11 protein-coding genes and 1 pseudogene are annotated in these 14,051 nt (G+C 41.7%); 4 read left to right on the forward strand and 8 right to left on the reverse strand.

Annotation, left to right across the window (positions count from 1 at the left end):
* Positions 1–74: 74 nt before the first annotated feature.
* The 4 genes from NBH14_RS04860 to NBH14_RS04875 form a co-directional block, all read right to left on the reverse strand.
* On the reverse strand, positions 75–1,952 hold the full coding sequence (locus tag NBH14_RS04860) for a RagB/SusD family nutrient uptake outer membrane protein (RefSeq protein WP_186960340.1): 1,878 nt from the start codon (positions 1,950–1,952) through the stop codon (positions 75–77).
* A gap of 12 nt (positions 1,953–1,964) precedes the next feature.
* Positions 1,965–5,363, reverse strand: a complete 3,399-nt coding sequence (locus NBH14_RS04865; protein WP_186960341.1) for a SusC/RagA family TonB-linked outer membrane protein — start codon at positions 5,361–5,363, stop codon at positions 1,965–1,967.
* Between the two features lie 157 nt (positions 5,364–5,520).
* A complete protein-coding gene (locus tag NBH14_RS04870) occupies positions 5,521–6,651 on the reverse strand; it encodes a FecR family protein (protein ID WP_186960342.1) in 1,131 nt (376 codons plus the stop codon).
* An 82-nt stretch (positions 6,652–6,733) separates the two neighbouring features.
* Positions 6,734–7,267: an RNA polymerase sigma factor gene (locus tag NBH14_RS04875; protein WP_186960352.1), complete on the reverse strand. Its 534-nt coding sequence runs from the start codon at positions 7,265–7,267 to the stop codon at positions 6,734–6,736.
* 169 nt (positions 7,268–7,436) lie between these two features.
* On the opposite strand from NBH14_RS04875, the gene NBH14_RS28655 reads away from it, so the two are divergent.
* Positions 7,437–7,565, forward strand: coding sequence for a hypothetical protein (locus NBH14_RS28655; RefSeq protein ID WP_255419985.1), 129 nt, complete (start codon positions 7,437–7,439; stop codon positions 7,563–7,565).
* Here NBH14_RS28655 and NBH14_RS04880 read toward each other — a convergent pair.
* A complete protein-coding gene (locus tag NBH14_RS04880) occupies positions 7,554–7,781 on the reverse strand; it encodes a hypothetical protein (protein ID WP_186960343.1) in 228 nt (75 codons plus the stop codon). The genes NBH14_RS28655 and NBH14_RS04880 overlap by 12 nt on opposite strands.
* 53 nt (positions 7,782–7,834) lie before the next feature.
* A complete protein-coding gene (locus NBH14_RS04885; protein WP_186960344.1) occupies positions 7,835–8,713 on the reverse strand; it encodes an ion transporter in 879 nt (292 codons plus the stop codon).
* A 74-nt stretch (positions 8,714–8,787) separates the two neighbouring features.
* Between NBH14_RS04885 and NBH14_RS04890 the strand changes: the two genes are divergently transcribed.
* Together NBH14_RS04890 and NBH14_RS04895 are read left to right on the forward strand one after the other, a co-directional pair.
* Positions 8,788–9,918, forward strand: coding sequence for a DUF4934 domain-containing protein (locus NBH14_RS04890; RefSeq protein ID WP_186960345.1), 1,131 nt, complete (start codon positions 8,788–8,790; stop codon positions 9,916–9,918).
* A gap of 95 nt (positions 9,919–10,013) precedes the next feature.
* Positions 10,014–11,705, forward strand: a complete 1,692-nt coding sequence (locus tag NBH14_RS04895) for a right-handed parallel beta-helix repeat-containing protein (RefSeq protein ID WP_186960346.1) — start codon at positions 10,014–10,016, stop codon at positions 11,703–11,705.
* Here the strand turns inward: NBH14_RS04895 and NBH14_RS04900 are convergent.
* A complete protein-coding gene (locus tag NBH14_RS04900) occupies positions 11,699–12,601 on the reverse strand; it encodes an EamA family transporter (protein ID WP_222622122.1) in 903 nt (300 codons plus the stop codon). The genes NBH14_RS04895 and NBH14_RS04900 overlap by 7 nt on opposite strands.
* Positions 12,602–12,754: 153 nt before the next feature.
* On the opposite strand from NBH14_RS04900, the gene NBH14_RS04905 reads away from it, so the two are divergent.
* Positions 12,755–13,105 carry a DUF4377 domain-containing protein gene (locus NBH14_RS04905; RefSeq protein WP_128135092.1) on the forward strand — a complete coding sequence of 117 codons (351 nt, stop codon included), beginning with the start codon at positions 12,755–12,757 and terminating at the stop codon, positions 13,103–13,105.
* 82 nt (positions 13,106–13,187) lie between these two features.
* On the opposite strand, the pseudogene NBH14_RS04910 reads toward NBH14_RS04905, so the two are convergent.
* A pseudogene (locus NBH14_RS04910) lies at positions 13,188–13,820 on the reverse strand (PD-(D/E)XK nuclease family transposase); the annotation flags it as partial.
* Positions 13,821–14,051 lie beyond the last annotated feature (231 nt).

Consider the following 14,051-nt stretch of genomic DNA (forward strand, 5'->3'; position numbering starts at 1 on the left):
CAAAGACATAAGCATATATTAAATATCTTTTATGTCCCGGCAGGAGTTTTCAAATTATATACCAGCTATTTCTACTATAATTCCGGTAAAATATCAACACCCCATCCCGGATTCTGTACCAGGTTGCGGTTCACATTAATATCCTCCTGGTTGATCGGATGCAGATACTCTTTGCTGTTGAATATATACGGTTGGGTAGTCAGCCTCGTTTCCTTATAAAAATCTTCGGCAGTCGCACCGGCCACATTCAGACCGATCATACCATCTTCCATACCGGCAAATTCTTTGCTCGCAGTCATCCAGCGCCTGTAATCGTAAAACATATGACCTTCGAACAACAGTTCGATCGTACGCTCCAGACGGACAGCGTTTATCAGCGCATCGCCGGTCGGCAAACCACCTATCTTCGCATACGACGTTTCCATATTCGGTATACCGGCACGATTACGGATTGCATTGATATATTCCAATGCTTTTCCATCCAGTTTGCCATAATATTCGACATACGCCTCCGCATAATTCAGATACAGTTCACCTAAACGGGCTAAAATATACGGGTAAGAAACGATGCTCCGCTGCGTAGCTGTCATTTTTGCATCCGGATGAATCCCTTTAGCAATCGCATAGCCACCATATATAAGGTCACGCCCCAGATTGGCCGCTCCATTTGCCCACTCGGCACCATTGCGTTCCCCGGCACGCAATTTCAGATTTGTTATCCCATTACAAGGATAATCCCCCCGGTCAAAACCGATCCAGGCATAAAAACGAGGTTCACGGTCACGATGCAGATAAATAGTCGAATCACCCGGTTCTATCGTCATGATCTTATCCATCTTATAATCAGGGTCCTTGTCTATCGGCAAACCATTTTGAGTAAAAAACATTTTTACGATTGGCAGAGTAGTACCGATACCACCGATAACGCCGGTTGTTGCTCCCATACCTCTCGGTATAACATGTTTTTGATAAGAATTACCGTTATCTATCGTCTCTTTGGTGCCCGAATATCCCCAGATCAACTCTTCATTCCACGGATCAGTCATCACATATCTTTCAGCATCTACAGCTACATCAAATGCCGAACCGGTCTTTTTCGAACGATATAAACTGCGGCCGCCTTCTTCCGCCAGTTTAATTGCTTTCTCTGTCTCATCTAATGCTTTCTTCCATTTTTCCTTGTCATAAGTCTGCGAGATCAGATTCGTACCATCCAGATTCTTAAAGTTTGCATATAATTTGGAGTTGCCGTTGAAAAGCGGACTGGCTGCATATAAATACATACGCGCTTTCAATGCCTGAGCCGCCATTTTGGTAGGACGCCCGTAATCATCGGTTCCTACAGATACCGGCAGATCGGCAATCGCAGTATCGAACATTTCTGCAATCGCTTCCACACATTCGTCATACGTTTTTCTGGGACGATAATATTCATCGCCGGTTTCATTCATATCGATCAACCGGTCCACTATTACAATCGGTCCGTAATGTTGCAGCAGGATATAATGATAATAGGCAATTAGAAAATTACACTGTGCTTTCCATTCTTTCTTCCTCTGTACCAAATCTTCCGGCGAGATATTTACACCCGGAACTCCTTCCATATTATCCAGGAAGGTATAGCATTGACGGATACCCCGGTAAGAGGGTCTCCAAACATCTACTACGGGGTTCGATGCAGAATATTTGCCCTGTTGCAAACCGATGGAAGCGAACCACGCATCGATCCAGTGATAAGAATAAACTACTTCCGGAGTCGTCAACCACGCAATATTGCTTCTGAAATTCGTATAGTCAGGAATCTGAGCATAACAGGAATACATAAATCCTTCGGCTGTCTGCTCATTTTTAAATGCATCTTCCAGCAGAGGGGTATCGTCCGGTACAATATCCAGATAATTACAACCGGAAAGACAGAAAATAGTACTTATAGCAAGAATCAGTTTTTTCATGATTTTCTAGTTTTAAAAATTAATTTGTGCGCCAATCGTTCCTGAAAGCATTGTCGGATAAGTAAGTCCCTTACCTGCTCCCAGTTCCGGATCCCAATGTTTAAACTTCGAGAAAGTCAACAGGTTTTGTCCGGCCAGATAAAAACGAATAAATTTAAAAGTATAACCAATCTCTATATTTTTCAATCGCAGGAAGGCTCCGTTCCGCGACCAGAAAGTCGACACCTGTGAATTATTTTTGTTGACAGACAAATCCAACCTGGGATATGCTGCATTCGGATTCGGATTGCTCTCGCTCCAATAATCATCAGCAACAAATTGTAAAACAGTATTCGCATCCCCGCCAAAAGGGTGTATGCCGCTTAACTGGATAGAAGTCTGTGCAACTCCCTGGAAGAAAATAGAGGCATCCCACTTTTTATATTGAACAGAACCTCCGAAACCATATACAATCTGAGGGACAGTCGGATAACCAAACTGAGTCTTATCCAAATCGTCGATTTTTCCGTCATTGTTCAAATCGGCATATTTAATATCACCCGGCATCACCTTGGCTGTATAAGTTTGAATCGGACTGTTTGCTATATCTTCCTCATCTTCGAACAATCCGATAGCAACTAATCCCCGGTATCTCTTCAATGGTTGTCCGATATCAGACAAATAAGGATAATCGACTATTGGTTCATCTTTTTCAAGCAATTTGTTCTTGGCGTAAGTAAACGTACCTTTCGCTGAAATGATCAAATCTTTATTGATAGCCTGATTGTAATCCAACGTCAAATCGACACCACCGTTTCTCACTTTTCCTAAATTGGCAATCGGTTTTGCTCCCGCCACCAATCCGATTTCCGATGGAATCGTACCGCGCGTCACAAATATATCATTACGTGTCTCGGTAAAATAATCGACTGATAAATTAAACTTATTCAACACCCCCAGATCAATACCCGCATTCAGCTTTTTACCGACTTCCCAGTGAGCTTTATCCGCTCCGTATTGAGTAACGACGGCACCACTGCCACTAGTCTGCCATAAATTTCCAAACTGATAGCCTAAACCATTCAAATCCACATGTGTCAGATACGGGAAACGGGAATCCGAAACAGAGTTCCCCACCAGGCCGTAAGAACCGCGTAATTTAAAATTAGTGATCACGTTTGCCAATGGTTGAAAATATCTCTCATTCGAGATAATATATCCCAAAGCAATAGAAGGGAAAAAACCAAAACGGTCTCCTTCTTTAAAATTTTCACTACCATTATATCCAAAATTAAACTCTGCCAGATATCTGTCGTCGAAAGCATAAGTAAGACGGCCGGCTATACCCTGATTTCTTTCCGGTAACGTATCATAAAAGTTGGCCGGAGTATTCAAGCTGTAATCTCTTTGCATATAGACCAACATTCCCGAAACATCATGTTTATCGAAACGTCTCTGATAATCCAATATAAACTGTAAATTGATATACCGGTTTCCCTCCTGGGAATTTGTTGTGGTAAGCGAAGTCCGTCCAGTATTCATTGGCTCATATTGGTACGTAAAAGATCCGTCCGGCTGTTGCGCATAATCTGTTATCTTGTAATAATAAGGATCAAAAGAGCGTACTACATCTGTCTTTGTCCAGTTCTTAAAAGAAACAAGAGCTCTGGCAGAAAGACCTTTGGTAATAAAATCCATCTTTTGTTCGATATGAAAGGATGTCGTCACAGTCGATTCGTTTCTGTTATCGTATCCGCTAACCATCGCGGCATAAGGATTTTCATAACGACCTCCTCCCAGGTTAATGGGACCTCCGGTTGCATTTCCGAATAAAATATGATCTTCTCCGTTTAATGCAGGCAGGGTCGGAGAAAAATAAACACCCGGTGACTGATATATTTTGTTGTAGATATCACTTGTAGATACGGCCGAACCGCTATAATTGAGTATTTGAGAATTAAGTTTTACACCGACTTTGGTTGTGGGAGTTACCATTACATTCAGATTTGCCTGAAATGAATAGCGTAAGTTCCTGATATTATTATTGAAATTATTGTTCGGATCATTTTTCAACATACCATTATCATTATTAATGGATGCACTTAGAAAATAATCCATCCGCTTAGTTCCCCCTGTGACATTCAGATTGGCCGATTGATTCATTGTCATTTTCTTGAATAAATAATCCATCCAATCCACATTCGGATAAATATAAGGATTTAAACCATCTTTTGTTGCCTGAATACGCTCCTGGGAGAACCGCAAGGTAGAAGGATCGGTTTCCGGATTTCGGGCCATCGTAGCCTCATTATACATATTCATATAATCGATACCATCGGCAATCTTCACCGTACGGGTAGGAGCGGCAAAAGTCTGTGTCAAACGAAAATTCACTTTGGCCTTCTCCATATTTTTTCCGGTACGGGTAGTTACCAGCATAACTCCGTTTGCACCACGTGCCCCATAAAGAGCAGTAGCCGCAGCATCTTTCAATATGGAAAAACCTTCAATCGCTTCAGGAGGCAAAGCATTTAAGTCGCTCGAAGAGGCTTCTATATTATCGATAAAGATCAAAGGCGAAGTTGCATCTGAGAACGTAGAAATACCGCGTATCCAGAAAGAGGAAGCATCAGCCCCCGGCTCACCGGAACGTTGTACGGCAATAACACCCGCCAGACGTCCTCCCAACGCATTAGAGATATTACTTGAAGGTACCCGCAAATCTTCCGCCTTAATCGTATTTACAGCCCCAACCACCGACTCTTTTTTCTGAGTACCGAAGCCGACTACGACCACCTCATCCAGCATTTTATTATCCGGAATCAGATTGATCTCCAGATGTTTTTTCTTTTTTACCGGTACTTCTTTCTGCTGGTAACCGACAAACGATGCGACAAGTACCGCATTTTCAGGCACTTTCAGGTTGAACAAACCATCCATATCCGTCACTGTTCCGTTCGTGGTGCCTTTTTCATACACATTGACACCCGGGATCGGTTCGTCATTCTCGTCATACACACAACCGCTAACAGCAATCTTTCCCTGCTGTTGAGTTGCCGAACTTCTGGTTTCCGGATCAGAAATGATCACCTGGCGATCTTTTATCCGGAACTTCAGCCCCGTTTCGTCTGCCAAACGATCCAGGATAGCGGATATATTTTCGTTATCGACCTGCAAAGAAATTTGTTTATTCAGAATATCCAAGGAATTCTTAGAATACATGAAAACAAACTCACTGTTTTTCTCAATATAATTGATAACATCCTTTACTGTTTTATTCTCCAGCTTAACAGTAAAAGTCTTTTGCTGGGTGTACATATCAACCCCTCCCGCATATACCGGGACGGTTGTTAAAAATAAAAAAATACTAATAAATAGAAAATACAATGTCTTTTCCCTTGGTTGTTGCCAGGGAATTCTATTCTTATTCATAACTTTACCTAGATTTTTGATTAATCAACTTTACGACTTTTGATTGAAATAGAATCACCGCCGGAGAATACGGGAATATTCTCCGGCTTTTTCATATGAAAAAGAGTGTTTTATCGCTGCATAATAATATCTTTTTAAAGGTTAATACTTACCATATCTACTCTCTGTATAAATAAATCACCCCATTTTCTTCGCGCGCAGAAAGAGGGATCATAGATTTAATAAAATCAATAATATCATTGAGATCATCCCGCAAATCCAGTTTACCATAGACCGTTTCATTATACAGTGAAGAATCGCAGACAATCTTTTTTCCGTAATATAGACTCAGTCGCTCGGCCAGACGATTCAGATTCTCTCCATCCAGAATCATCAAACCGTCGATCCATGCTTTATAATCGTTTGCATTTACCCGGATCTTTTCTTTAATTCCATTCTCCGCAATCGAGACCAGTTCGTTAGGGACCATCTTGATCAGCTTTTCATTATTATCCTTTATCTGAACCGATCCTTCGGCCAGTACCACCCTCGCTTCCATCTGCTTATAAGCGAACACATCGAAACAAGTACCCAGCACTTTCACCTCAAATCCGGACGCATTGACAAAAAACGGCTTTTCTGCATTATGAGCCACTTCCAGATAAATTTCACCTTCCACATATATTTCACGCTTATTCCCTTTAAATACACGCGGATAAATAACTTTTGTCCCCGAATTCACCCAGACTTTCGTACCATCCGACAACAACAGTTGCGAACGTTTCCCTTTGGGGACAATCAATTGATTGTATTCATTCTTTGCTGCGCTTTTTTCTTCTTTTACATCCTCCATTTCAGCATCATGCGACAGCGACTTCGAGTTTACCGAAACAGTTCCTTTCGATGTATAAGCAACCCGGGAGTCAGTCTCGATCTGCAACTTTTTCGAATCAGACATCATCAATGTAATATCTTCAGCATCCTCCGGATCAACAGAACTCATCAGGGCTGCAACCTCTTTTATACCAGCTGAATTATCGTGACTGAAAAACCAGTTTCCTGCAACAAGGAGCAACAAAGAAGCAGCAACTGAAGCAATAGTAATATAAAGTGTTTTCGATGACCTCTTTTGCTGAACAGTCGATTTCCGTTCTTCCTCATGTATTTTCCGGAAAGTCTTTTGGCGGATAGATTCCGTCACATCCGTATCTTCCGGTGTACAACGATTCCAGAAGAACTCGAGTTTTTCCCGTTCTTCCTCATCTTTCGGCTGAAAGACTTCATTGTCTATGAATTTATTTTCTTTCATTCAAGTTTAATTGTACTTACATAAACTATGACGCAGAAAGAAAATAAATCTCCTACTCTAATATCATTTTTTTTGAAATTATTTATTTACAAAGTATTCCTGCAATGATATTCAATGCTTTTGCAATATGAATATTTATGGTTTTTACAGATATATCCAACATCTCCGCTATTTCCTTATAAGGCAACCCTTCTATTTTAGCGAGTGTGAAAACCTCTTTGCATTTGGGAGGCAACAAGGCTATTGTCCAGTTTATCTCATCTATTTCTTCCTTACTTATAAGATTATGGTCAGGTGATTGGACCAACGGAACATAAAAATCATCAATTTCATCAAAAGACACGACTTCCGGAGTTTCCTTTCTTAGATAAGAAATCGCTTTATTACGAGCCAGAATGAGCAGCCATGATTTCATCTGCCGTATTTCACCGAGGCAGGTACGATTATTCCAGACCTCCAGAAAGACATCACTAACGACCTCTTCTGCAACCTCGCGCGTATGAACATAGCCCAAAACGAAATAATATAAATCTTTAGAGTACGTATCGACAAAAAAGCGGAAAGCAAGCTCATCCCCTTTCACTATCTTATCCACATGCCAATCCCCGCATCCCATCAGCTTTTTATTTGTTTCACCTTTTTCTGCAAAAGTAATGATAAATGAATAAATACAGAAATTTATTGGACACAGCATCATTCTTTCGACAAAACTCAAATTATTGATATTCTTATTCCTATCTTTAGCCAATCAAATAACAGCATTCATAAATCTAACACCGGAAAAAATGGATCAATACATAAAAACAATTATCAGTGTAGGCGGCAGTGCGATCATGCTGGTTATGATCGTATGTGTAATATGGTATGTTGTAAAAGATACCTGGAAAGATATTAACAGCGGATCAAAAGACTAACAGACTCCTGTCATGAAAATGAAAAGAAACGGATACTTTCCGTCTTTTACTGAAAACAGTAGACAATAACAACCATAACGAAACCGCCCAGACAATCCCTAAAGCGACGATAAACAATGCCGGATCTGCCACCTGAGTATATAGGCAATACGCTCCGCCGACAAAAAACAGTGTAATAAATAATGCGGCCACAATAGTAGCCAGTAGTGTTTTCATAGATACTTTTTTCATATTCCTTCCCCCTTCTTAAAGCGCAAATATAGAAAAAATCATGAAAACTCATCTAACTTTCCACCACAGTATTTACAGTATTTAGCTTCTTCCTCGTGTCCCGTGCGGAAACAATGGGGGCATCTCAATTCGCTCCGCCGCCGGTGTTCCTTGATCATCGTGGCAGAGACAATCCCCGTAGGCACAGCGATGATCGTATAACCGATCAGCATCACACAAGCCGAGATAAAACGGCCGACAGGAGTCACAGGAGTTATATCTCCATACCCCACGGTCGTCATGGTTACAATCGCCCAGTAAATACAGTTGGGAATATTATTGAATTGAGTATCGGGTTGCGTACCTTCCACCATAAACATGATCGTACCGATCGAAGTCACCAGGATCAGTACAAAAAAGAAGAAAACAAAAATCTTCCGGCTACTCAACCGCAGGGAAACCAACAGTAAATTCCCCTCCTCCAGAAAGTTAAACAGCTTAAACACACGAAAGACACGGATCAGGCGGAATGTCCGGATAATAAGTAAATAACGTGCACTGGTAAAAAGGAATCCCAGATACAACGGCAAGGTTGCCAGCAAATCGACAATACCGAAAAAGCTGAAAATATATTTCTTCGGCTTCGGCGAACAATAAATACGCACCAGATACTCGAAAGTAAAAAAAGCAGTGAACACATACTCCAGTATCTGAAGCGCCAGCCTGAAATGATCGGAAAAAGTGACCACACTCTCCAGGATGACCACCAGAACACTCATAATGATAAAACCGATCAGAAAGACATCGAATAATTTCCCTTTCGGTGTATCCGATTCAAAAATGATCACATACAATTTCTCCTTCAACTCTTTATTGTGAAGAAAGGTATTTATCTTATTTTTAAAAGCCTTCCAAAGACCTGTTTTCTTCTCTTCCATAATAACCCCGTGTTTGAATACAAAAATAAAAAATATTACTTACATTAGCCCAATGAATAAAATCAAGTACTGCCATGAATAAATACTTTTTCATATCACTTCTCTGTATGTTACTACTCTCTTGTAACAAACAAAACAGCAAAACGGAACAGAAAATTTTGCAGGTAGAACTCTCTCCCAAAGATCTGGCAGCCTCCACCCTGTTCAAAAAGATAGAAGTGATCCCTTTGGAAACAAACGAACAATGCCTGCTTAAAACGATCGGACGAGTTATCGAAGCTGATAACAAATATTATATTCTCGATGATGACAGGGAGATGGGTATACTTTTCTGTTTTGATAAACAAGGCAAATTTCTATCTAAAATAGACAAGACCGGTAACGGTCCGGGTGAATATAATATGATCTATGAAGTCATTGTCAATCCGGAAGAGAACCTTATTCATATGTTAAGTCCGATGGGAGCCATATATACTTATACAACAGACGGACAATTCATAAAAAGGCACCTGCTGCCAGGAGGCGGAGGACAGACGGATATGATAGAAATCGACAAAGGGCTGATTGCTTACTGGACTCTGACAACAGCGGGCGATCCGACAGAAAACTTAATCACATTCTATGATACAAACACAGAGGAAATAGCCGGAGGTTTCTGGAAAACGACAGACGACAATTTTATGACCAACATGTGCATCGATGTTTTTTACAAATATAATAATGAAAATTACTTTTCCACTCAATATTCCAATGAGGTATACCGGTTCACGAAAGAGGCCGTAGAATTAGCATATAAATGGGACTTCGGTTCCGGCAATATCGACCTTGAACCCTTTAAGGAAAGGATAAAAGAAGATCCCAATGTATTTCCTCAATTGGTAGATTCACACGAAGTCCCCTACTTTTTCTTCCGGCAGTTTCAAAACAAAGACTATTATTACACAGTCCTGAACACCTGGAACATAGATAAATGGCGCAATGTTTTCTACCGCAAAAAAGATGGGAAATCTTTTGTTTTCGACACGCTGGAAGGAGGCGCAAAAGTCAAGAAAACAAGTCTTTTCACCGATGAATATATGATCAGCATCGTTTCACCGGAAGAGATCGGGACATTGCATAATATTCTTTCGCCGGAAGAGTTCAGTAAAGTAAAAAATTTACAGGAAGACGATAATCTCTGTCTGGTAAAATACTATTTCAAATAATGTTCTATTCGTAAAACCGGCAGTAATCCGACAATATTGACGCATTATTTCTTACTTTTGCGCCAATTTATTATTTCTAAATTCTTAATTACACCATGAAAAAAACGATCCTTATTGCACTATGTCTCTTTTCGGGATTCATAGCAAATGCACAACATGTAATCCGGATTGCCCCGGAAAACGGAGATATGACAAAGAAAATCCAGGCTGCAATCGAACAGGCCCGGAGTTATAACGGGAAAGCGGTTGTCATCAAACTGCAAAATGCAGACTATAACCTCCATCGCGAAAGTTCGTCACAGATCCTTTACCATATCTCCAATACGGCCTCCGAAAAAGAAAACCCCGATCAGACAAAACATATCGGTTTGTGGTTGAAAGACCTGAAAAACGTGACAATAGACGGTCAGGGAGCCCGTTTCGTCACCCATGGCGAAATGAGCAGCTTCGTAATCGACCAGTGCGAAAATATCACTCTACGGGACTTTACCGTTACAGCTTCCGACCCCACCGTCCCGGAACTGACCGTTACGGAAGTGGGCGAAAACTTTATGACCGTACGCATCCACCCGCAATCACGCTACACCGTCAAAGACGGACATTTTGCTTTTGTCGGTGACAACTGGGAACTATCCGGAGGTATCGCTCAAAGCTATGACAAAGAAAAAGATATAACCTGGCGCAGCTGGTCGCCGCTTTCCGGCCTTCGCAAGGCAATAGAGCTGGACACCAACCTGCTCCGTTTCGTATATGACACCCCGCCACAGGCCAAACAAGGTACGGTATTCCAGATGCGTGACGGTATCCGTGACCAGGCTTGCGGACTTATCCAATATAGTAAAAACGTCACTTTGGAAGGGGTACATCTGGCATTCCTGGGTAACTTCGGCATTGTCGGGCAAATGACAGAAAATATCACTTACCGGAATCTGACATTCGAACCGGAAGCCGGAAGCGGACGTACCTGTGCCGGTTTTGCCGATTTCGTACAAATGTCAGGCTGCAAAGGTAAGATCACGATTGAAAACTCCCGTTTCCTCGGAGCACACGACGATCCAATCAATATACACGGAACCCATCTGGCTGTCACCGGCTACCCGGCCCCCAACCAGGTATCAGTAAAATACATGCACCCGCAGACATATGGCTTCCAATCGTTCCTTCCCGGCAACCAGATCGAATTTATCGATGCCCATTCGCTGATGAGCCTTGCACCGGCAAAGGTAAAAAAGGCGGAAATGAAAAATGAACGGGAAATACTCATAACCCTCGACAGGAATATCCCCCAAACGATCCGGGATAAAAAAGAACTGGTCGTTGAAAACGTAACCTATACACCGGAAGTCCTCATTCACAATAACTATTTTGCCCGCATACCGACACGCGGAATCCTTGTTTCGACCCGTCGCAAGGTATTGATAGAGAACAACACCTTCTTCCGTATGCAAATGAGTGGCATTCTGATAGCCGACGATGCCCGCAGTTGGTTCGAATCAGGTATGGTACGCGATGTAACCATCCGCAACAACAATTTCATGGAATGCGGCGGACCGGTCATCCTCATTTCTCCGGAAAACGACCGTAACGAAGGCTATGTTCACCGCAACATCGCCATAACGAACAACCGTTTCCAATTGACAGGCACAAACGCTATCTCCGCCAAATCAGTCGACGGATTAAAAATCACGGACAACCTGTTCCTGTCGCCAACTCCTGCCGAAATATCGAATCTGATAAAGACACAGGATTGCGAAAATGTTTTCATGGAAGGAAATATCGTTCAATAACGGTGAAAGACCCGGCGAAGTACCAACTGCTGAACCGATTTACCGACAACAATCAGGGTGACCGCAACAATCACCAGAAACATACCGACAATCAACCGGGGAGTCAAGTGCTCCCCGAATACAGTAACCCCGATCGTTACAGCCGTCACCGGTTCCAAAGCACCTAATATAGCTGTCGGGGTAGAACCTATATAATGAACGGACAGAGCCATCGTCACCAGGGAGATTACTGTCGGAATGATAGCCAGAGCGATTGCGATTCCCCACATATAGGGAGTCGTCAGCATTTGCAGTCCCGAGCCGAAGTCTGAATGTACAATAATCGTCAATGCACAGAACAGCAAGACATAGAAAGTCAGTTTTATCGGCGACATCGTTTTCAGTACGGACCGGTTAACCGTCACTATATAAACGGCATAGGTCAGCGAGGAAAGCATAACCAGCAGGATGCCAATCATACTTAACGCATGCCCTCCGTCTCCCTGACAGAGCAATGCGATACCGGTAAAAGCCAGCAAAATGGAAAAAACAACCAATAAAGAAACCTTCTCCTTGAAAAACACCGCCATGACCACCGCCACCATCACCGGATAGACAAACAGGATTGTAGAGGCAATACCTGCATCCATATAATGAAAACTGGAAAACAGGGAAAGAGAAGAGATGGCAAACAAAACACCTAGAACGGCCAGCGAAGCCAGTTCCGTCTTATTCACCCCGAAAGAGATTCCTTTCGCCATCATCATCAGCCCCAGAATCACCGCCGCAAGCACATAGCGATAGAACAACACTGAATCGACATTCACCCCTACTTCATAAAGAAGTAATGCGCACAACGGATTGATTCCATAGCTCACTGCTGAAACAATCCCGAAAACGGTTCCTTTTGCCTTCATTTTTCCAATACTATTACCGGGGTGCAAAAATAGATAATTTGCAGGGATTAATAACTGAAAAAAATCTTTTTTATCCTCATGCAACTTTTTGCTATCCGGTTTCATTATAATAGTAATGAAGCATCTTTAACAATCAACAAACAAATTCAACGTATGAACAAAATTCTATTTTTAGCGCTCACACTCTTTTTAGCATTAACAGCCTGTACAGACGATCAGACAGAACTGCTGACAATTGCCTCAGAAACCCGTATCGGAATAGGAGAAGGTCCCATAAACTGTTACCTGGTAAAAACCGGAGATAGCAAAAACTGGGAGTTTATGTACTCTCCGATCGAAGGTTTCGAATACGAGGAAGGTTACGAATACGTTATCGAAGTCAAAACTGAAAATATAGACAATCCCCTCATCGACGGATCCAGCATAAAATACATCCTAACCAAAATAATATCCAAAACCAAAAAGAACTCGACCGGATTACCGGAACAACGGGTATGGAATTAACTGTATAATAACTAAAACAAGAAATCAACAAAATGTTCCGAGGATTCGGAACACTTTGTTGATTCAATATCTCATAAATAAACTACAATTCATCTATTTCTTCGACAGACAGACCGGTACATTGAGCGATTGTTTCGACATTAACCCCCTGCTTTTTAAAATTTGCAGCAATCTGGCGTTGTTCTTCTGCTTTTCCTTTTTTCAAACCTTTCATTTCAGCCTCTTCCACCGCATATTCCAGTGTATTGCGCCAGTCGCGATAAATCTTCAGGTTCTCATCGTAAACTGCCCGTTCGTGAGAAGTCATTGCATTCAGGTTTGCTACGTCGAGCAGGCGTTTGAAAGCATCGTTTTTCTCCTTAAACGGAGACATATCAAATAAATTCATATTCTTCAATATATAAACCATATTTTCAAGAGGCGTTTTGCATTCCTCTTCTCTTAGATTGAACAGATCGAACGACAGATAAATCTGTTTCAGTTTGACCTCACCAAAAGTTTTACCTGTCGCCTCATTGGCCAGCACCACATCGGTGCGCCAACTCTGAAATTCAGGCAGGCTAAAGTTCAACAGGTAGATGCCATATACCGGAAGCAAGCTATACTTCCAGTCAGCTCCGCTCTCTCCCTGACGAGAGACTAGTCGACAAATATAATAAAATCCGCGGTTAAAGAAATAATGTTGAGGACAATTCTGTAATATATAATAACTTCCAAATAATCCACTAAAAAAGAATCCATTCCAACAATTTTTTCGCTCGTCGGGACACGTGCTCGCGCCCCTTGCCGCTAAGGCGTTCCCCGAGCGATGAATTATACAAGTTTATAAGTATATTGATACATAGTCTGATGGCGCACTAAGGCAAAACAGATGTGTATTAACTTATTACTTATATTATTCATTATCACTCTGTGAGATTTTCCTTTTTCTTTTTTTGAATTATAA

This window comes from Parabacteroides caecihominis (genome assembly GCF_023656785.1).
Lineage (GTDB): Bacteria > Bacteroidota > Bacteroidia > Bacteroidales > Tannerellaceae > Parabacteroides > Parabacteroides segnis.